The sequence below is a fragment of the Chitinophaga eiseniae genome (genome assembly GCF_012641265.1).
Taxonomy (GTDB): Bacteria; Bacteroidota; Bacteroidia; order Chitinophagales; family Chitinophagaceae; genus Chitinophaga; species Chitinophaga eiseniae_A.
Genome location: NZ_JABAHZ010000003.1, coordinates 247728 through 267395, shown reverse-complemented (window position 1 = coordinate 267395; position 19668 = coordinate 247728). Strand labels below are relative to the sequence as shown.

Sequence of the window (19668 nt, the reverse complement as noted above, 5' to 3'; positions counted from 1 at the left end):
GTCGCCAAACTCCCGCTACACATGGGAAACGGGTGTTGAAGAATTATTAAAAAGTGTTATATTAAATTTATACGCCCAGCTTACCAGGCAACAACCAGGTATATCAAACCCCCTCCTGGCGGCAAATTGCTGATATTCAGGATGCTAAACCGGGGAGGAGAAGGATCCTTTTCTGTTTGTTTTTCCAGCCGGAATTTGATAAATTTGGACTATGAACCGGATTAAAGACTTTTTGGAATGGAAAGCGTTCGGGGTTTGCACCGCTATTGGTGATAAACTGGGAGTTGCCACATCCCGCATACGCTTCTTTTTCATCTATGCCACTTTCCTTACAATGGGTTCCCCCGTCATTGTTTACATGATCCTCGCGTTCTGGGTAAATATGAAAAATTATATCCAGAATGCCAGAAGGAATCCTCTTCGTTATCTCTGATAAATAAGCTATAAGTTATTAAGAATGCTTGTGGACAAGCATTAAATGCCCCATGAAGAAATGTGGGGTAAGGGTAGCGCTATATGGCCACATTGCTTGAACAATGAGGCGCCAGTGTATTAATAAAAAGCACCGGCCCCACATACTGCGGGGCCGGTGTGTTGTTATTTTTATTCCAGGTGAAAATTTGTCATACCATGATAGTGATTCTGAAGCTCGTTCAGCGTGATCGGTGCATTCAGATTCCTGCTTTCATCCCGGTAGTGCAGCTGAAGCAAGGGTTTATGCCCATCTTCAAACATCCTGACCGAGAAAGGCCCTCTTACATACAAAGTGCCTCCTGCGGGCGACGAAGCAGTTTCATCTTTGTGAAACTGTAGTTTCAGCAAAGTAGCTTCTGTCAAATGAACTGGTAACAAGCTGTCCAGGTCATACCAATACTCGTTTTCATCCGTAGCTACCAACACTTTCTTATCCTCATGGTCTACCTGCAAAATTTTTCCCTCTTTTTCCGTGCCTCCAAAGTTTGTGATAACGGTATCACCTGATTTTAATTCATGAATGCTAATCATAGTGAACAGAGTTTTATGTGCTATGAATTTACGGAAAAAAAGCTGAAAGCATAATGCGCTATTTAACGCACTACCTTACGGATTTCTACCAGTTTTTCCAGCAGTTCTTCCAGCAGATCGAGGCGCAACATGTTGGCGCCGTCAGATTTTGCTTTGGAAGGGTCGGGATGAGTTTCTATAAACAGGCCATCAGCGCCGGTAGCAATAGCTGCTTTGGCGATGGTGCTGATCATTTGCGGATTACCGCCGGTTACACCGCTGGTTTGGTTAGGCTGCTGCAGGGAGTGGGTACAATCCATTACTACCGGCTCGCCCAGGTGCTTCATAATCGGAATATTGCGGTAGTCTACTACCAGGTCCTGGTAACCGAAAGTGGTACCACGCTCGGTCAGGATGATATGATCATTACCGGCGCCTTTGATTTTTTCTACGGCAAATTTCATGGACTCGCCGCTGAGGAATTGCCCTTTCTTTACATTCACCACCTTACCAGTTTCTGCTGCTGCCAGCAGGATGTCGGTTTGACGGCACAGGAAAGCCGGGATCTGTAATACATCTACATAAGCTGCTGCCATAGCTGCTTCTGCTGCAGAGTGAATATCGGAGGTAACAGGAACGTTAAATGTTTTTCCCACTTTTTGCAACAGCTCCAGTCCTTCTACATCGCCAATACCGGTAAAGGAATGTACACTGGTACGGTTGGCCTTGCGGTAAGAAGCTTTGAAGATATAGGGAATCTGTAAACGTTTACAAATCTTCGTTACTTTCTCCGCTACCGTCATCAATATCTCTTCTTCTTCGATTACACAGGGACCGGCAATCAGGAAAAAGTTCTCCGGGTTGTATTGCTCTTTAAATAATGCTTTTAAGTGCTTCATATCTTGAAAAAATTGGGTCATTTAATTGAAGGGGCAAAGATAGGCATTATCCGGCAAAGGCATTAGGTCGTAAGGAGTACATTTACTATGATTGTCATGGTATTGTAATTCGAAACCATGTGCGCTGCTCATTTGTATTTTTATTGTTATCACATTGTCATCCGCTGAGGTGCCGTGAGTGGAAATAGCGACGAACCCTTTAATATTACGGTCCGATTTAAAAAGTAGCTTACAATTATATTTTTGTATGAAGAAAGATAAGATTCTGGTCATTGGCGCCTGTGGACAAATTGGCGTGGAGTTGACACTGGCCTTAAGAAAGATGTATGGAGATACCAATGTGGTGGCTTCAGATCTGCGGGAAGAGCACGATTTGCTGAAAGGAACAGGCCCTTATGTGTCGCTGGATGTGATGAACAAGGAAATGCTGCATGTGTTGGTGATCCGCCATAATATTACCCAGGTTTACCTGCTGGCGGCGATCCTGTCGGCTACCGGTGAAAAAAATCCGTTGCTGGCCTGGCATATCAATATGCAAAGCCTGCTGAACGTACTGGATATTGCGAAAGAAGAAAATCTCGACAAAGTATATTGGCCTAGTTCCATCGCAGTATTCGGACCTAATTCTCCGGCGCAGGATACACCACAGCACACGATCATTGAGCCTACTACCATTTATGGTATCAGCAAATTTGCCGGTGAGCGCTGGTGCGAATACTATAACCACCGTTTCGGTGTGGATGTAAGGAGTCTGCGCTACCCCGGCCTGATCAGCTACAAATCAGCACCCGGCGGCGGTACTACCGATTACGCGATCGAGATCTTCCATGAAGCCAAAGAACATCAGCAATATACCAGCTTCCTCTCCGAAAACACGTACCTCCCTATGATGTACATGCCGGATGCGATCAGGGCTACGATTGAACTGATGGAAGCGGATGCGGCTAAAATCAATGTACGCTCTGCCTATAACCTTTCGGCAATGAGCTTCTCACCAAAAGAAATAGGTGAAGAAATTAAAAAGCATATTCCCGGGTTTACGATGGCTTATGCGCCGGATTATCGCCAGGAAATTGCAGACGGATGGCCAAACAGTATTGATGATACACAGGCCCGTCAGGATTGGGGCTGGAAACCAGAGTATGATCTGGCCCGCATGACGGAAGATATGCTGAAGAACATTTAGTATATCTGTAAAATAGAAGAAGCAGCTAAGTTATCCCATCTTAGCTGCTTCTTTTTTTATGTGGATATGATTAGTCAATAAATCCTACTGCTACCGTGGTGTTGTTAAATTCATCGATCAGGATGAATGCACCATTGGCCGGGTTGTTTTGATAGGCGTCTGCAAATATCGGGGCGGCCGTCTTTATGGAAACTTTACCGATATCATTCAGGCCCATCTCAGTTTTATCTGCTTTCTGCAGGTGGTTGGTAACGTCTGTAATATATTGGATCTGCTGTACTTTCGCTTTCACCCGGTTAACGCCATGCTGCAGTAAGTACGTTTTGCCATTGGTCAGTTTTTGCTGATCCATCCAGCAGATGTTGGCGCTTACTTCTTTCAGTTGCTGTGGTACCTCAGTAGTTTTCACCAGCATGTTACCGCGGCTGCTGTCTATTTCATCTTCCAGGGTAATCACTACACTTTCACGTGCATGCGCTACCGTTAGTTGCTTTTCAAATTGCTCAATCGTTTTGATCTTGCTTTTTTGTCCCGATGGCAACGATACTACCTCATCGCCTACATTAAAATGACCGCTGACTACCTTCCCGGCGAAGCCGCGGAAATCGTGGTATTCGGTGGTTCTGGGGCGGATCACGCTTTGAATCGGGAAGCGGGCGGGATGCTGGTTATCTTCATGGTCAAACGATACCTGCTCCAGGTATTCCAGTAAGGTATCGCCCTGGTACCAGCTGATGGTGCCGTTGCGGCTGGCTACGTTTTCGCCATACAGGGATGAAATGGGGATGAATTTTACTTCCTGGCCTTTGAAGGAGGCATTGTCCAGCATTACCTGGAAATCTTCCACGATCTGGTTAAAGCGTGCTTCGCTGTAATCTACCAGGTCCATTTTATTTACACATACTACCAGGTAAGGGATGCGCAACAGGTTGGCGATAAAGAAGTGACGGTGGGTTTGTTCCACAATTCCCTTGCGGGCGTCGATCAATATCAGTGATACCTGTGCATTGGAAGCACCTGTTACCATGTTGCGGGTATATTCAATATGCCCGGGGGTATCTGCAATGATGTATTTGCGGGTAGGCGTGGAAAAATAGATATGCGCCACATCGATGGTGATACCTTGCTCACGCTCGGCTACCAATCCATCGGTCAGCAGCGACAGATCTGTAAAATCAAGTCCTTTTCTTTTGCTGGCGGCGTGGAGCGCCTCCATTTTATCCTGGGGGATAGAATTGGTATCGTATAATAAACGGCCTATTAAAGTACTTTTACCATCATCTACACTACCGGAAGTGGCTATACGTAAAACCTCCATAATATTTTAGCTTTAAGATGCAGCGGCTTGCCGCTCAAAAAATGTGTTCAGTTAAATGAAAATACCCGGGTACTGATTAAAAATATCCCGCCTGCTTTCTCTTTTCCATGGCGGCTTCTGAGCGTTTATCGTCGATACGCGCACCCCGTTCAGAGATTTTAGCCTCCATGATTTCGGCAATAATATCTTCCAGTTTGTCTGCTTCGGAAAGCACTGCTGCCGTACAGGTCATATCGCCCACGGTACGAAAGCGTACTTTCTGGCGGAAAGGCACCTCATCGGCAGTCGTATTAAGGAAGGAGGAATAAGGCCAGTAAAGTCCATCGCGTTCAATGATTTCTCTTTCATGAGAGAAGTAGATAGATGGTATTTCCAGCTTTTCACGTACAATGTAGTTCCATACATCCAGCTCTGTCCAGTTGGAGATCGGGAATACCCTTACGTTTTCGCCTATATTGATTTTTCCGTTGAGGATGTCGAACAGTTCAGGGCGTTGCATTTTAGCGTTCCACTGACCGAATTCATCTCTCACAGAAAATATTCTTTCTTTAGCGCGTGCTTTTTCTTCATCGCGGCGGGCGCCCCCGATGCAGGCATCAAACTTGCCCTCTTCGATGGCATCCAGCAGGGTAACGGTTTGCAGGGCGTTTCTGCTGGCATATTTGCCGGTTTCTTCCTGCACTTTTCCCTGGTCAATACTGTCCTGTACATTTCTTACAATGATATCCAGTCCCAGTGTATTTACCAGCCAGTCGCGGAAAGCGATGGTTTCAGGGAAGTTGTGGCCGGTATCTACGTGTAGCAGGGAGAAAGGAATTTTACCGGGATAAAATGCCTTTTGGGCCAGTCTTACGAGGGTGATAGAATCCTTTCCGCCGGAAAACAGGAGCACTGGTTTTTCGAACTGTGCTACGGTTTCGCGGAGTATATAAATGGCTTCATCTTCCAGTGCTTGTGGAAATTCCCAATTGATTTGATTAGTCATAGACTATAAATGATTTATGCTGAATTCTAAAAGCTGTACTTGATCACTTTATCCGTGCAGGCCGCATTCTTTGTGCGACTGTTCCCACCACCAACGGCCGGCGCGCGGATGTTCTCCCGGCTCGATGGCGCGTGTACAGGGTGCGCAGCCAATGCTGATGAAGCCTTTATCATGCAGCTTATTGTAGGGAACGTTGTACTTGTCCAGGTGGGCCAGTACTTCGTCGTAACCCCAATGAATCAGCGGATTGTACTTATAAAGGTGGCGTTGTGCGTCCCATTCAAGGGTTTCCATGCCCTGGCGGTTATCAGACTGCTCTGCCCGGAGTCCGGTGATCCACACTTTTACGCCTTCCAGTGCCCGGTTGAGCGGCACTATTTTACGGATACCACAACATTCCTTGCGGTTTTCCACCGATTCGTAAAAGCTGTTGGGGCCTTTGGCGGCCACCAGTTTTTCTACGGCAGCTGTTTCAGGATAAAATACTTCTACAGGCTGTTTGTAGCGGGCCATAGTCAGGTCCATTACATCGTATGTTTCCTGGAACAGGCGCCCTGTGTCGAGGGTAAAAACTCTAACCGGCAAATGGTTACGCCAGATAATATCTGCTATTACCTGGTCTTCCTGACCAAAGGAGGTTGAGAAAGCCACAGCCCCGGGGTATTGCTCTACCAGGTACTGTATCGACTCCTCCACCGATTTGTTGGCCAGTGCGGTGGTAATGTCTGTCATGTAGCTCTTCCTTATAAATTGATGTGTGTAGTGCCAGCGGAGCAATTACGGTCACTCCCGTAACAAAAATACATAAAACCTATAAAAAAGATAGACTAATAGGGTAAAAAATTATTTCTTTCTTATAAACAGGCCATGGGAGAGGGGCATTGACGACAGGACCGAAAGCAAAAAGCTATTAAAGCAAATGATGTCTGCAGAATATTAAAATATTCGCTTATATCATTTGCTTTAATAGCTTTCGGCTTTATGCTTTCAGCTTAGGCTTAGCCTCGTGTCAGGATATCTTTCAACGTCTTGTTTTCCAATATTTTCAGGGCGGAATCCCTTACTTTTCCCATCACTTCATTCAGGCCGCAAACGGCTTCATCACGGCAATTTTCGCAACGTTCGTAGTAATTGAGGCTCACGCAGGGAAGCAGGGCAATAGGACCATCCAGCAAACGGATAATCTTGGCCAATGCAATCTCTTTGGGAGGCCGCATCAGGTAGTAGCCACCTCCTTTCCCTTTTTTACTGCCGAGAATCCCGGCATTCTTCAATTCCAACAGGATATTTTCCAGGAATTTGATAGAGATATTTTTCTCCTGGGCTATTTCAGAAATAAGGATAGGGCCCTTATCTACATTCTCTGCCAGGTGTACTAAAGCGTGAAAAGCGTATTGTGTTTTTTTTGATAACATACTGACTGATTTGCATCCCTCCCGGATGAACGAATAGTGCAGCGGGCACTTTTTATTATTCCTGTAAAGATAAGCAGTTTTTCGCTAGCAGCCAGTGGGGCTAAAAGCAGAGGTCCGGGTGTTACAGGCCCAACACCTCCCGCATAGTAAACACACCGGTTTTGCCCTTCAGCCATTCCGCCGCTACTACTGCGCCGGCAGCAAATCCTTCCCGGGAATGCGCCGTATGCGTAATGGTAATATCATCGATGGCAGAAGTGTAGCTGATTATATGGGTACCCGGTGCCGGATCTATCCTTTTAGAGATGATAGACAGGGTGTCGGGTTGATTGCTTTCTTCATTTACCCACTTGGTTTTGCGCGTTACCGACGACATTACCTGTTCAGCCAGGGAAAGCGCGGTGCCGCTGGGGGCATCTTTCTTTTGAGTATGATGAATTTCTTCCATCCACACATTATACTGCGGCTGATGTGCCATCAGCTCAGCCAGCTTTTTATTGACTTCAAAGAAGATATTGACGCCTATGCTGAAGTTGGTGGTATGTAAAAAAGCCTGTTTCTTTTCTTCACACAGCGCTTTTATGGCCGGCAATTTATCGAGCCAGCCGGTAGTCCCGCTTACTACAGGTACATTGGCTTCAAAGCAGGTGATAATATTCTGGTAGGCGGTTTCCGGAACTGTAAATTCAATGGCTACATCTACCCCTGCCAGTTGTTCCTTTGTCAGCGGCTGCTGGCTGCTGGTACGGAGTACTATTTCATGCCCTTTCGCAGTAGCAATGGCGTCTATAGCCTTTCCCATTTTCCCATATCCGATGAGCGCTATTTTCATGACCCTTATAGTTGTATGTTAGATGATGGATTGATACATGTGTGATCAGCGGCCGGCAAAATACCGGCTTCCTTTGGACTTTTTATTACCAATGGAAAGATGAATACCGATGCCCAGGGTACGGTTGTTAATCAGTGTAGGAGATATCCGCATACTGAGGTCATCAGACATATCGAAATTACGCAGATGCGCAAACACCGTGGCGTCCACGATGTTTAAGCCATAAGCCAGTACAAAAAATAATACGGAATAATCTACATACTGCCGGAACTGATCCCGGTTGAGTTTCAGCGACTCGGTATCGAATTTCACGGTTTCCCCGGTATCATTGGTATCGGGGTTTCCATCTACCCGCAACCGGTAAGCATCGCGAAACAGCTTGTAGGTCTTCATGTTGTCTATAAAGAAATAGGTACAGGTACCGATGGCAGCATATACCAGTGGTACTTTCCAGTATTCTTTGTTGTAAACCTGTCCAAGGCCTGGCAGTACGGCCGAGTAGAGGGCTGCTTTACGCGGACTATGAGGCAACCTGGAATCCGGAACGTAAGAGGAATCGGTCAGCAATGCTTTATTCGCCTTTTTTACCGTGTCTGTACCTGGTGCAGGAACGGGCCGGATAAGGGTGTCCATGGTTTTGGCAATAGGGCGCAGGGTATCCTGTTGTGCCCGAAGCGGCAAAGCCGCCACCATGGCAAACAAAAGCAATAAGCAAAAACGTTGTGATAAATGAAGTATTTGTTGAGCCGTGTTAGCCACCGTATATATCTATTTTTTCCAGGATGCTATCCAGTTCTTCGTCCGAATAGAATTCAATCAAAATACTGCCTTTGCCGCTCTTACCCCTGTCCAGTTTTACTTTGGTAGAGAAATGAGAGGAAAGCTTATCCTGGATCTTCTGAAATGCAGGAGGTAACTTTAATTTAGCAGATGGCTGCTGACGATTTTTGTCGGTTTGATTAATTCTGCGGGCCAGGTCTTCTGTTTGTCGTACCGACAAACCGGCTTTCAGAATTTCGTTGTACAGGAAAAGTTGGTTTTCCACATTTTCCACGCCGGTCAAAACACGGGCATGTCCCATGCTTAACTGGCCATTGCGTACGGCCACCTGGATATCAGGAGGCAGTTTAAGCAGGCGTATATAGTTGGTAACGGTACTTCTTTCCTTGCCCATACGGTCGGCCACCTGTTCCTGTGTAAGGGTACATTCTTCCATTAACCGTTTGTAGCTCAATCCTACCTCAATAGCGTTGAGGTTTTCGCGTTGGAGGTTTTCCAGCAGCGCCAGTTCCAGCAGTTCCTGGTCGTTCACCTGGCGAACATAGGCGGGGATATCTTTCAAACCGGCCAGCTTGCTGGCTCTTAAACGCCTTTCACCGGCTATCAGCTGGTATTTCTTACTGTTGACTTTTGATACCGTAATAGGCTGAATAATGTCGTGCAGTTTGATAGACTGGCTCAACTCCTGTAAAGAAACTTCATCAAAGTCGCGACGCGGCTGTTTCGGATTGGTTACAATCAGATCCAGCGATATGCGTTCAATACCGGTAGCAGCAGCTACTACCTTATCACCCAGGGTACTGGCAGTATGCTTCAGGTCTGTATCAATGTTTTGAAGCAGAGAGCGGATGCCCTTACCCAACGCCTCTTTCTTACTTGGATTGGTCATCGTTAATAGCTAGGATTTTGTCTTTGGATTTAATTTTGGTGTAGTTATGTTTTTGCAGGATTTCCTTGGCCAGGTTCAGGTAGTTGATAGCTCCTGTGCTGGCGGCATCATACATAATTACAGATTTACCAAAGCTGGGAGCCTCTCCCAGTTTGGTGTTGCGGTGAATGATGGTGTTAAACACACTTTCTTCAAAATGTTGTTTTACTTCATCCACTACCTGGTTACTCAGGCGCAAACGACCATCATACATGGTCATCAGGATGCCTTCTATTTCCAGCGCTGTATTTAAGCGGCTTTGTACAATTTTTATCGTGTTCAGCAATTTACCCAAACCTTCCAGGGCAAAGAATTCGCATTGTACCGGGATAATCACGGAGTTGGAAGCCACCAGGGCATTTACCGTGATCAGGCCCAGGGAAGGAGAGCAGTCTACAATCACAAAATCATAGTCCGATGCCACGCTATCAATCACCTGTTTCATCACCCGTTCCCGGTTGGGATGGTTGATGAGCTCCAGTTCTGCTCCTACCAGGTCGATATGGGAAGGCAGCACTTTCAGGTTGGGAGTATCTGATTCCAGTACTACATCTTTGGCCTGCACATCGTTCACCATACAGTCGTACAAACTCTGCTGCACATTGCGCAGGTCGAAACCCAGCCCCGTAGTGCTGTTGGCCTGCGGGTCGGCATCTACCAACAGTGTTTTAAATTCCAGCACAGCCAGGCTGCTTGCCAGGTTTATTGCACTTGTAGTTTTTCCTACGCCACCTTTCTGGTTAGCGATTGCGATTATTCTAGCCATTGTGTTGTTTAAAAATTCTAAGGTTATTTATAGGATAAAGGATAAATCAGCTATGATCACTTCCTCCTCAAACCTCTATAGTACTTCCTATTTCAGGAAGTATCAGATCCAGACCAGCATCTCCGAATTGCCCGATTGCTTCAACGGGATCAATTTTTACGTAGCCAAAAGTATTGTAATGAACACCCACTATCCTGTCGCATTCTATTAATTCGGCTGCTGCAATGGCATCCGTAATACCCATCGTGAAATTATCACCAATCGGCAGTACGGCAAAATCCAGGGTAGCAACAGACGGCACCAGCTCCATATCCAGGGTGAGCGCCGTATCGCCGGAATAATAAAAATTTCCTTCTTCCGTCATAAATATAAAGCCCATCGGGTTGCCGCCGTAAGTGCCATCCGGTAAACTGCTGGAATGCTGCGCAACCACACATTTTACGGTGCCAAACTCAAAAGCCCATTTACCACCGGTATTCATGGGATGCAGCTTTGTCAACCCCTGTTTACCTGCCCAGGTAACAATTTCATAATTGGATACCACGGTAGCCCCCGTACGCTTCGCCAGGTCAATCAGGTCGGCGGTATGGTCTTCATGCCCATGCGACACAAAAATATAATCCGCCTTTATGGCATGAATGTCTACTTTTTTTGCCAGCTCGTTATGCGTAATGAAAGGATCAAAAAGAATGTTTTTTCCCTTTATTTCCACTGCAAAACAAGAATGTCCGTAACAAGTATACTTCATAATCAATTCATTTGAATAAAACCACCCACCAATGGCGGACGATAAATCGTCCCGTAGCTGGTAATTAATCTACGCCTTATATTTAAAAGTAACGATTAAAAGTAGCTCAATCGGACAAAAATACAACGATTACATAAAAATCGGGTGCTGCAGTATATTTATTTATACACAAACTGTTCGCAGAACAGGCTCCCGTCCTCTGTTAACGGGTTAATTTTTAGCCGGTTTCGGCCTCCGCATGACTAATATATTATTAAAATATTAAAGTTATCTTCGCTAACCGGTCAGCCAGCAAATGTACTGTTTCCCCTAACTTAACAAAAAAAATAAAACATACAATTCTTCTCCTTGTTATTCGTCTATATACTTGCAAGACCTGTTTTAACTTTTTCGACCAGTTTACTTGCGCTAAATTGCCATCTGGTTATAAACTATATTAAAAATTCATAATGCGACCCGGGTTAAACTCTATTATTCTGATTTTTTTTCTGCTGTTGTTAGATATTTACGTTTTCCAGGCCATCAGAGCCATGGTCTATATGTCGGCTCCACGGGTCCGGAACATTACCTATACCATTTACTGGTTTATTTCAATCAGCTGCCTCCTGATGGTGGCCCTGTTGCCCTATATCAACTGGCATAGCTGGCCGCCCGTGTTAAAATCCTACCTCATGGCCATTTTTATGGGCCTGGTGGTAGCCAAACTCCTGGTATCCGTGTTTTTATTGATCGACGACCTCCGGAGAGGGGTGGTATGGATCATTCGCCGTTTTTCCGGTAGCACACCAGCCGTACCGGATGGCAGCGGGGTAGTGAGCGGACTCACCCGCTCCCAGTTCCTCAATCGCCTGGGCCTCATTGCAGGAGGTACCCTCTTTGCGTCGCTGGTATATGGGTTTTCCAATAAATACAATTACCGCATCCACCGGATTAAAATGGGTTTCAAGCACCTGCCCAACACTTTCAGGGGCATGCGCATTGTGCAGATATCCGATATCCATTCCGGCAGCTTCGCCAACCGGGAGGCCGTACTCAAGGGTATTAAGATGATCAACGATCAAAAGCCCGACCTGGTGCTGTTTACCGGCGACCTGGTCAACGACCGGGCCGTGGAAATGACCGATTGGATGGATGTATTCAGGGAAGTAAAAGCGCCTATGGGCGTGTATTCTACCCTGGGCAACCACGACTATGGCGATTATTACCCCTGGCCCGACAAAACGCCCAACGGCTATAGCGCTATGCAGCATGCTAACCTGGACCAGGTGAAGGCATTACACGGAGAGCTGGGATGGAAACTGATGATGAACGAAAACGTAGTACTGGAGCGCGGTGGTGAAAAAATAGCCCTGATCGGGGTAGAAAACTGGAGTTCCATTAAGCGTTTTCCCCGCTATGGTGACCTGAAACGGGCCTACGAAGGCGTGGCAGACATTCCGTTTAAAATATTGATGTCGCACGACCCCACCCATTGGGATGCACAGGTGCGCCCGGAATATCCCGACATTTCCCTGACCCTCGCCGGTCATACCCACGGTATGCAGTTTGGCGTGGAAATCCCTGGCTTAAAATGGAGCCCGGCACAGTACTTTTATAAACAATGGGCCGGATTATATAAGAAAGGCGACCAGTTCCTGTACGTTAACCGTGGATTCGGTTTCCTCGGGTACCCGGGGCGGGTAGGCATATTGCCGGAGATTACAGTGATAGATCTGACCTGATTTCTGGCCGGCCGACAGAAAAGCGCTGTTTAACCCCCTATTCCCCTTATTCACGGGATAGGGGGTGTTAAATACTGAATTACTCTTATCTTGCAGCCAGTACTTTTGAAACATGCGCCTATACTTCTTAACGTTCCTGTTGCTATGTAGCCGTGTTGCAACCGGACAGACTTTAGCAGAGCTGGAGAAACAGCTGGACTCATTGCTGCAGAAGCAGCAAAAGAGCGAAGTGGTGGTGGGCGTTGGGTATGGTAATAATCCTGCTTACGGTAGTAAAGTCACCAACTTTGAGTTGCCAATTGTTTTAAAAACATTTGTAGCTCCCTCTCTGAGTTATTATCATAAAAGCGGTGTATATGCAAGCGTTAGCGCTTATTATCTTTTCAATTCAGATCATCAGCCGTGGTTTGAATGGGATCTGACTGCCGGTTATGACTATACGAAAAACAAAGATTTCCTCACTGGTATTTCCTATACCCGCTACCTGTTTGCCGATTCGACAGATGTGCCTGCTACGCCTATCCGGAATGAAGTATTTACTTATTTCTATTATCGCCGCTGGTGGCTGCAACCTGGTGTGAGCCTGGATTATGGCTGGGGAAAGGACGTGTCTGAAGGTATGCACAAAAGAGAAACCCTGCGGGGCAACGATTTCAATACCATCGTATCGGTAAGGCATCCGTTCATGTTCACGGGTGTATTAGGCCGTATGGATGTATTGATGCTCACCCCTTCCGTTAACTTCACGATGGGCACCGCCAACTACTACAGCAATCTCAAAGCATTTCAATATATTACCCGCTCTCCCAAGCTGAGTAAGCTGGTAAAGCACCCGGGAAAAGAGCTGAATTTTGAAGATCACACCGAATTTGCACCCCGCGCCCTGGATCTTACCCTCAATTTATCGTATTTTATTGGTCGCTTTAACCTGGCTCCCGCCTTCACTGTTTTCAAGCCTTTCACCGGTGTGGATCAGGGGATTATGAGTTACTTCACTGCCCGTATGGCCTACAGTTTTTGATTTTTTTAACAAATAGCACGGAATTTGTAATTACGGAAATCGTAATTACAAAATAGGGGTAACGTTTCCCTGGGACGTCTATATTTTAACCATTACTAACAATTCAAGATTTATGAAAAAACTGTTTTTCGCCGCAGCGTTGCTGACGATGACCGCCGTAACCGCCGTAAATGCCCAAACCACGAAGTTTCTGCGCTTCGGTATCAAGGGCGGTGCTAACCTTGGAAAGCTTGACGGAACTGGTTTTCAGGATGGATTTAAATTAGGCTACCACCTGGGAGGTTTCGCTCAATTGAACCTGGTAAAAGGATTCGGAGTACAGGGAGAGGTGATTTTCTCTTCTACCAAAACAGAAACTACCGACAACTTTAGCGACATCTACAAGAATGTAAGTACTTCCGATAACCGCAAAAAAGTAAACCTCAACTACCTGAGCATTCCTTTATTAGCTAACATTGATTTAGGTACCCCGCGCCTGAAACTGCAGGTAGGACCTCAGTTTGGTGCTATGGTAAGCGACAGGAAAGTATTTGGTGCTGCCAATGAGGCTTTCAAAGGTGGTGAAATTTCCGGTGTTGCCGGTTTATGGTTACAACTGCCTATCGTAAACGTGAGTGCCCGCTACATCATCGGCTTCAATGATGTGAAGAATGCAGAAAGCGTTACCAACACCAGCAACTGGAAAAACCAGAGCATTCAGCTGGGTGTAGGGGTAAGCTTCTAAGAATCCCGCAAAGTATAGCTTTCCATAAAAAGCAGCGAAGACAAATGTGTATCACATTTGTCTTCGCTGCTTTTTTGCTAATAGCTGGTTAAGCGGCCTGATAGCGGTCTGCCAGAGCGTCACTTGGCATCAAACTTGACAATGTAGGAGTATCTAAAAAAATGAAGACTTTTGTGGAAGTGTCTGACAGAATGTCTTTTTAAATATCACAGATGAACAAATTTTATTTAGGAAATTCGGAAGATGAAATGGAGTTCATGCCTATTATCCCTTTGAATGAAGATGGGGAGGGACAGGAGGAAGAGAAGATTCCCGATGAACTGGCATTATTACCATTACGAAATACAGTATTATTTCCGGGTGTTGTGCTGCCAATTACGGTAGGCCGGGATAAATCGATAAAGGCAGTAAATGATGCGTACAAAACCGACAAAGCGATCGGTGTAGTAGCGCAAAAGGACAGTACGATAGAAGATCCGTCGGTGACAGATCTGAGTGATGTGGGTACGGTAGCGCGTATTGTGAAGCTGATCAAAATGCCCGATGGAGGTACCACCATTATCATCCAGGGCCGCAAGCGCTTTAAGATAGATGAAATTGTGTCGGAAGATCCTTACTTCAAAGCCAAAATCAATATACTGCACGATGAGGCAGCGGAAGATGATTCCGAATTTGATGCCTATATTTCTTCCATCAAAGACCTGGCAGGGCAGATTATCCAATTATCTCCCAACCTGCCATCTGAAGCCAGCATTATACTGAAGAATATAGAGAATCCTTCTTTCCTGGTGCACTTTGTTTCTTCCAATCTTAATTCCGATCTGAAGGAAAAGCAGCAGTTATTAGAAATCAATAACCTGCGTACCAGGGCCGAATTACTGATGAAATTGCTGCAAACAGAATTGCAGCTGGCAGAGCTGAAGAATAAAATTACCAATAAAACCAAGGCAGACCTGGACAAGCAGCAGCGGGATTACTTCCTGCAGCAGCAGATGAAGTCGATCAAGGAAGAATTGGGTGGAGATGCCAATGACCGGGAGCTGAAGGAAATGAAGCGCAAGGCTGAAGAAAAGAAGTGGCCTGCTGCCGCAGCGGAAGCTTTTGCCAAAGGTATTGAGAAACTGGAGCGCATGCATCCCAGCACCCCTGATTACAGCGTGGTATACAATCACCTGGATCTCATGCTGGACTTGCCATGGAACGAATACACCACGGATAGTTATGACCTGAAAAAGGCCAAGAAAATACTGGACCATGACCATTATGGCATGGAAAAAATCAAAGAGCGTATACTGGAATACCTGGCTGTACTGAAGCTGAAAGGCGATATGAAATCGCCTATCCTGTGCTTTGTAGGCCCTCCGGGTATTGGTAAAACCTCCCTGGGCCGTTCTATTGCCAATGCGGTAGGACGCAAGTATGTGCGTTTGAGTTTAGGAGGATTGCATGATGAAAGCGAAATCCGCGGTCACCGGAAAACCTATATCGGCGCCATGCCGGGGCGCGTGGTACAGTCGATCCGTAAGATTAAATCATCTAACCCGGTAATGATCCTGGATGAGATTGATAAAATAGGAAACGATATGCGGGGCGATCCTAGTTCTGCCCTGCTGGAAGTATTGGATCCTGAACAGAACGGCACTTTCTACGATAACTACCTGGAACTGGAGTACGACCTGAGCAAGGTGTTGTTTATTGCCACTGCCAATAATATCAATTCTATTCACCCTGCGCTGCGCGACAGGCTGGAAATTATTGATCTGAGCGGGTATTCTATAGAAGAGAAAGTAGAGATAGCCAAACGGCACCTGTTGCCCAAGCAGAAAGATGCCCATGGCCTGAAGGATATTAAAGTAAAAATCGGCAACCCGGTGATAGAGCAGCTGATTTCGGATTATACCCGGGAGAGTGGGGTACGTGAGTTGGACCGGCAGTTTGCCGCCATCATGCGTAACCTGGCCAAGCAGGTGGCCATGGATAAAGCGTTACCGGATAACCTGACAGAGGCCGATTTACAGCGGATATTGGGTAAGCCCCGTTATTCCAATGAAATCTATAAAGTGGGCAATCCTCCAGGAGTAGCTGTAGGCCTGGCCTGGACGTATGTAGGAGGGGAGATCCTGTTTATCGAAAGCAGCTTAAGCGAAGGAAAGGGTGATTTGAAGCTGACAGGGAACCTGGGGAATGTGATGAAAGAATCTGCTGTGACGGCACTTACTTACCTGCAGTCCCATGCAGTGGAGCTGAAACTGGATCCGAAGCTGTTTTCCAGCAAGAGTGTGCATATACACATACCGGAAGGAGCAGTGCCCAAAGATGGACCGAGCGCGGGTATCACGATGCTAACAGCGTTAGCGTCGGTATTTTCCGGCCGTAAGGTGAAATCGTACCTGGCTATGAGTGGGGAAATTACGTTGCGTGGACAGGTATTACCGGTAGGTGGGCTCAAAGAGAAAATTCTGGCCGCCAAAAGGGCAGGTATCCGGGAAATCATTCTCTGCTGGCAAAATGAGAAGGATATTAAAGACATTAATCCTTCTTATATCAAGGGCATGAAGTTTCATTATGTAAAACAAATGAACCAAGTGCTGGAAATAGCGTTATTAAAGAAGTAAAGGGGCGTAACATTGCCGTCAGTCATGGCGGCAAATTATATATAGTTCATATCGGTTTTGTTGTGACCCCGCTATGAACTCATGTTGATTGTTTTAAGGGTTGACAAAACCATTCCGGGGGACCGGAATGGTTTTGTTTTTTTTATGCCTTAAACTTAATCAGTTAATTGTCGCTTGTAGAGTTGGATGGTATTTTCCAGTCCGAAGTACAGGGCGTCTGCAACGAGGGCATGCCCGATAGATACTTCTTTCAGCTGGGGAATGTGGAGCTTGAAGAAGCGGAGGTTATCGAGATTGAGGTCATGTCCTGCATTAAGGTCTAAACCAATAGCGGTGGCTTCTTTAGCAGTATTTTTATAATCGTTGAAGAGCTGCAGGTTTTGTGGTTGTGTACGTGCGTTCGTATACTCTTCCGCGTAAGGGCCGGTGTATAATTCGATGCGGTCGGCTCCTGCGCTTTTAGCGCCTTCCACTTTACTAACATCCGGGTTGAGGAAAATGGATACGCGGATGCCGGCTTTTTTCAATGTACCGATTACTTCTCTTAATTGTGATTGATGTGCAATGGTGTCCCAGCCGGTGTTAGAGGTGATGGCATCTGGTGGATCTGGTACCAGGGTGCACTGGTGTGGTTTCACGGCCAATACCAGGTCCATAAAGTCTTTCGAAGGATAGCCCTCGATATTGAATTCTGTAGTGACCAATGGTTTCAGGTCTCTCACATCCTGGTATCGAATATGGCGTTCATCGGGCCTGGGGTGAACGGTAATGCCATCGGCACCGAAGCGTTCGCAGTCCTGTGCCACTTTTAATATATCCGGAAGATTGCCACCGCGGGCATTGCGCAGGGTAGCAAACTTGTTGATGTTTACGCTCAGCTTTGTCATGCTGCAAAAATACTGAAAAAGCAGTAAGCAACCTGTAAAAAGCATAGCGCTTAAAGCATAAAGCGAAAAGCTATTGAAGTGAATGATCAGCGCGTATAATTACTCGCTTAGGTTATTCACTTCAATAGCTTTTCGCTTTATGCTTTAAGCTTTGCGGCTCTTAGTATCTGTAATAATCAGGTTTGAACGGACCTGCTACAGGAATACCGAGGTATTCAGATTGAGCAGAGGTGAGAACATCCAGTTCTACGCCGATTTTCTTGAGATGTAAGCGGGCTACTTTTTCATCCAGGTGTTTAGGCAGCACATACACTTCGTTTTTATAGTTTTCTGAGTGCAGCCACAGTTCCAGTTGAGCCAGTACCTGGTTAGTGAAGGAGTTACTCATTACGAAAGATGGGTGACCGGTAGCGCAACCGAGGTTTACCAGGCGGCCTTCAGCCAGGAGGATAATGTCTTTACCATCGATGGTATATTTATCTACCTGTGGTTTGATTTCTACCTTGGTATTACCGTAGTTTTTATTTAACCAGGCTACATCAATTTCGATATCGAAGTGACCGATATTGGAAACGATGCATTTATCTTTCATCAGTTTGAAGTGTTCGCCTGTGATGATATCGCGGCAACCGGTAGTGGTAACGATGATATCTGCTTCTTTTACGGCGTCGTTCATTTTCTTTACTTCATAACCTTCCATAGCGGCTTGTAATGCGCAGATAGGGTCAATTTCAGTAACGATAACGCGGGCACCTGCACCTCTCAGGGATTCAGCAGAACCTTTACCCACATCTCCGAAGCCAGCTACAACAGCTACTTTACCGGCAATCATCACATCGGTAGCGCGACGGATCGCATCTACGCAGGATTCGCGGCAACCGTATTTGTTATCAAATTTAGATTTGGTAACAGAGTCGTTAATGTTGATAGCGGGCATTGGTAAAGTACCTGCTTTCATGCGCTCGTACAAGCGGTGAACGCCGGTAGTGGTTTCTTCACTCAATCCTTTGATATGCTGGATAAGTTCAGGATACTTGTCGAATACCATGTTGGTGAGATCGCCACCATCGTCGAGGATCATATTCAGCGGACGGTCAGGGCTGCCAAAGAACAGGGTTTGTTCAATGCACCAGTCAAATTCTGCTTCATTCAGGCCTTTCCAGGCAAATACAGGGATACCGGCAGCGGCGATAGCAGCAGCGGCATGGTCCTGTGTAGAGAATATGTTGCAGGAACTCCAACGCACCTCAGCACCGAGGTGAGCCAGGGTTTCAATTAAAACAGCTGTTTGAATAGTCATATGCAGACAGCCGGCGATGCGGGCTCCCTGTAATGGCTTGCTGCTACCGTATTCCTGTCTTAAAGACATCAGGCCGGGCATTTCTGCTTCTGCCAGTTCAATCTCTTTACGACCCCAGGCCGCCAGAGACATATCTTTTACCTTGTATTCGAGGCTAAAGTCAATGTTTGATTTTGCTATTGTTGACATTCTGAATTCTTTTTTGCAAATCTAGGGTTATTTTAACTTTTAACATAATGATATGACCCTGGCTCCTGTCACGGGAAACTTAAATTTTTGTTAACCACTGCGCCTATTTTTCGCTAACCCTCTCTGATAATTTAATTTGATTTAATATAAATAATATTATAAATTTGCTAATTAAAATATATGATTTTATATCTAATTGTTTGGTAATGTGCCACAGGTGGAAGGGTATAAAACAATTATAGAAATCATAATAAGCGCCCTAAGTGCGCTTGAACATCCCTCTACCCAAAGATTTGAGATATATAGAAAATTGCCGGCGGCTGGTTTTTCAGTTATAAGAGGAGTAGAATAGTATTAGCGCTGCCGGAAG

Annotated in this window: 19 protein-coding genes; 6 read left to right on the top strand and 13 right to left on the bottom strand. The window is 45.9% G+C overall.

Annotated elements, in window-relative coordinates:
- The first annotated feature begins 211 nt into the window (after positions 1-211).
- Positions 212-433, top strand: a complete 222-nt coding sequence (locus tag HGH91_RS14895) for a PspC domain-containing protein (protein ID WP_168739413.1) — start codon at positions 212-214, stop codon at positions 431-433.
- A gap of 170 nt (positions 434-603) precedes the next feature.
- Here the strand turns inward: HGH91_RS14895 and HGH91_RS14890 are convergent, their stop codons facing one another.
- Both HGH91_RS14890 and kdsA read right to left on the bottom strand, forming a co-directional pair.
- Positions 604-1005 carry a hypothetical protein gene (locus HGH91_RS14890; RefSeq protein ID WP_168739412.1) on the bottom strand — a complete coding sequence of 134 codons (402 nt, stop codon included), beginning with the start codon at positions 1003-1005 and terminating at the stop codon, positions 604-606.
- A gap of 62 nt (positions 1006-1067) precedes the next feature.
- Positions 1068-1883: a 3-deoxy-8-phosphooctulonate synthase gene (gene kdsA / locus HGH91_RS14885; RefSeq protein ID WP_186452541.1), complete on the bottom strand. Its 816-nt coding sequence runs from the start codon at positions 1881-1883 to the stop codon at positions 1068-1070.
- A gap of 247 nt (positions 1884-2130) precedes the next feature.
- On the opposite strand from kdsA, the gene HGH91_RS14880 reads away from it, so the two are divergent.
- Entirely contained in the window at positions 2131-3069 is a 939-nt protein-coding gene (locus HGH91_RS14880; RefSeq protein ID WP_168739410.1) for an NAD-dependent epimerase/dehydratase family protein, read from the top strand.
- A gap of 70 nt (positions 3070-3139) precedes the next feature.
- Here HGH91_RS14880 and HGH91_RS14875 read toward each other — a convergent pair whose 3' ends face one another.
- From HGH91_RS14875 to HGH91_RS14835, 9 genes are all read right to left on the bottom strand, one after another.
- Positions 3140-4387 carry a sulfate adenylyltransferase subunit 1 gene (locus HGH91_RS14875; RefSeq protein ID WP_168739409.1) on the bottom strand — a complete coding sequence of 416 codons (1248 nt, stop codon included), beginning with the start codon at positions 4385-4387 and terminating at the stop codon, positions 3140-3142.
- Between the two features lie 76 nt (positions 4388-4463).
- Positions 4464-5372: a sulfate adenylyltransferase subunit CysD gene (gene cysD, locus HGH91_RS14870; RefSeq protein ID WP_168739408.1), complete on the bottom strand. Its 909-nt coding sequence runs from the start codon at positions 5370-5372 to the stop codon at positions 4464-4466.
- Between the two features lie 48 nt (positions 5373-5420).
- Positions 5421-6104 (bottom strand): phosphoadenylyl-sulfate reductase, encoded by a 684-nt coding sequence (locus tag HGH91_RS14865; protein ID WP_168739406.1) that lies wholly within the window; start codon positions 6102-6104, stop codon positions 5421-5423.
- A 266-nt stretch (positions 6105-6370) separates the two neighbouring features.
- Entirely contained in the window at positions 6371-6787 is a 417-nt protein-coding gene (locus tag HGH91_RS14860; protein WP_168739404.1) for an RrF2 family transcriptional regulator, read from the bottom strand.
- Positions 6788-6908: 121 nt separating this feature from the next.
- Positions 6909-7619, bottom strand: a complete 711-nt coding sequence (gene dapB, locus HGH91_RS14855; protein WP_168739403.1) for a 4-hydroxy-tetrahydrodipicolinate reductase — start codon at positions 7617-7619, stop codon at positions 6909-6911.
- A 45-nt stretch (positions 7620-7664) separates the two neighbouring features.
- Complete coding sequence (locus tag HGH91_RS14850) at positions 7665-8378, bottom strand: DUF5683 domain-containing protein (RefSeq protein WP_168739401.1); 714 nt, start codon at positions 8376-8378, stop codon at positions 7665-7667.
- Positions 8371-9288, bottom strand: a complete 918-nt coding sequence (locus tag HGH91_RS14845; RefSeq protein ID WP_168739400.1) for a ParB/RepB/Spo0J family partition protein — start codon at positions 9286-9288, stop codon at positions 8371-8373. The genes HGH91_RS14850 and HGH91_RS14845 overlap by 8 nt, the downstream gene beginning before the upstream one ends.
- Positions 9272-10093: a ParA family protein gene (locus HGH91_RS14840; protein WP_145671426.1), complete on the bottom strand. Its 822-nt coding sequence runs from the start codon at positions 10091-10093 to the stop codon at positions 9272-9274. The genes HGH91_RS14845 and HGH91_RS14840 overlap by 17 nt, the downstream gene beginning before the upstream one ends.
- Positions 10094-10160: 67 nt before the next feature.
- Positions 10161-10841 (bottom strand): metal-dependent hydrolase, encoded by a 681-nt coding sequence (locus HGH91_RS14835; protein ID WP_168739398.1) that lies wholly within the window; start codon positions 10839-10841, stop codon positions 10161-10163.
- Between the two features lie 494 nt (positions 10842-11335).
- Here HGH91_RS14835 and HGH91_RS14830 point away from each other — a divergent pair, with 494 nt between their 5' ends.
- The 4 genes from HGH91_RS14830 to lon all read left to right on the top strand — a co-directional run bounded on the left by HGH91_RS14830 (position 11336) and on the right by lon (position 16922).
- Positions 11336-12562 (top strand): metallophosphoesterase, encoded by a 1227-nt coding sequence (locus HGH91_RS14830; protein WP_247651753.1) that lies wholly within the window; start codon positions 11336-11338, stop codon positions 12560-12562.
- 112 nt (positions 12563-12674) lie between these two features.
- Positions 12675-13583, top strand: a complete 909-nt coding sequence (locus HGH91_RS14825; protein WP_168739394.1) for a hypothetical protein — start codon at positions 12675-12677, stop codon at positions 13581-13583.
- A gap of 112 nt (positions 13584-13695) precedes the next feature.
- Positions 13696-14307, top strand: a complete 612-nt coding sequence (locus HGH91_RS14820) for a porin family protein (protein WP_168739393.1) — start codon at positions 13696-13698, stop codon at positions 14305-14307.
- A 212-nt stretch (positions 14308-14519) separates the two neighbouring features.
- On the top strand, positions 14520-16922 hold the full coding sequence (lon, locus tag HGH91_RS14815) for an endopeptidase La (protein WP_168739391.1): 2403 nt from the start codon (positions 14520-14522) through the stop codon (positions 16920-16922).
- Between the two features lie 155 nt (positions 16923-17077).
- Here lon and HGH91_RS14810 read toward each other — a convergent pair whose 3' ends face one another.
- Both HGH91_RS14810 and ahcY read right to left on the bottom strand, forming a co-directional pair.
- Positions 17078-17809: a pyridoxine 5'-phosphate synthase gene (locus tag HGH91_RS14810; RefSeq protein WP_145671420.1), complete on the bottom strand. Its 732-nt coding sequence runs from the start codon at positions 17807-17809 to the stop codon at positions 17078-17080.
- Between the two features lie 160 nt (positions 17810-17969).
- Complete coding sequence (gene ahcY, locus HGH91_RS14805; protein WP_168739389.1) at positions 17970-19298, bottom strand: adenosylhomocysteinase; 1329 nt, start codon at positions 19296-19298, stop codon at positions 17970-17972.
- Positions 19299-19668: the final 370 nt, after the last annotated feature.

Bases quoted from the DNA above. Each gene is read 5' to 3' on its own strand.
- HGH91_RS14890 (WP_168739412.1), bottom strand. From the start codon at position 1,005: ATGATTAGCATTCATGAATTAAAATCAGGTGATACCGTTATCACAAAC.
- HGH91_RS14810 (WP_145671420.1), bottom strand. From the start codon at position 17,809: ATGACAAAGCTGAGCGTAAACATCAACAAGTTTGCTACCCTGCGCAAT.
- HGH91_RS14875 (WP_168739409.1), bottom strand. From the start codon at position 4,387: ATGGAGGTTTTACGTATAGCCACTTCCGGTAGTGTAGATGATGGTAAA.
- ahcY (WP_168739389.1), bottom strand. From the start codon at position 19,298: ATGTCAACAATAGCAAAATCAAACATTGACTTTAGCCTCGAATACAAG.
- HGH91_RS14835 (WP_168739398.1), bottom strand. From the start codon at position 10,841: ATGAAGTATACTTGTTACGGACATTCTTGTTTTGCAGTGGAAATAAAG.
- HGH91_RS14865 (WP_168739406.1), bottom strand. From the start codon at position 6,104: ATGACAGACATTACCACCGCACTGGCCAACAAATCGGTGGAGGAGTCG.
- HGH91_RS14880 (WP_168739410.1), top strand. From the start codon at position 2,131: ATGAAGAAAGATAAGATTCTGGTCATTGGCGCCTGTGGACAAATTGGC.
- cysD (WP_168739408.1), bottom strand. From the start codon at position 5,372: ATGACTAATCAAATCAATTGGGAATTTCCACAAGCACTGGAAGATGAA.
- HGH91_RS14860 (WP_168739404.1), bottom strand. From the start codon at position 6,787: ATGTTATCAAAAAAAACACAATACGCTTTTCACGCTTTAGTACACCTG.
- HGH91_RS14840 (WP_145671426.1), bottom strand. From the start codon at position 10,093: ATGGCTAGAATAATCGCAATCGCTAACCAGAAAGGTGGCGTAGGAAAA.
- HGH91_RS14895 (WP_168739413.1), top strand. From the start codon at position 212: ATGAACCGGATTAAAGACTTTTTGGAATGGAAAGCGTTCGGGGTTTGC.
- dapB (WP_168739403.1), bottom strand. From the start codon at position 7,619: ATGAAAATAGCGCTCATCGGATATGGGAAAATGGGAAAGGCTATAGAC.
- HGH91_RS14825 (WP_168739394.1), top strand. From the start codon at position 12,675: ATGCGCCTATACTTCTTAACGTTCCTGTTGCTATGTAGCCGTGTTGCA.
- HGH91_RS14845 (WP_168739400.1), bottom strand. From the start codon at position 9,288: ATGACCAATCCAAGTAAGAAAGAGGCGTTGGGTAAGGGCATCCGCTCT.
- lon (WP_168739391.1), top strand. From the start codon at position 14,520: ATGAACAAATTTTATTTAGGAAATTCGGAAGATGAAATGGAGTTCATG.
- HGH91_RS14820 (WP_168739393.1), top strand. From the start codon at position 13,696: ATGAAAAAACTGTTTTTCGCCGCAGCGTTGCTGACGATGACCGCCGTA.
- kdsA (WP_186452541.1), bottom strand. From the start codon at position 1,883: ATGAAGCACTTAAAAGCATTATTTAAAGAGCAATACAACCCGGAGAAC.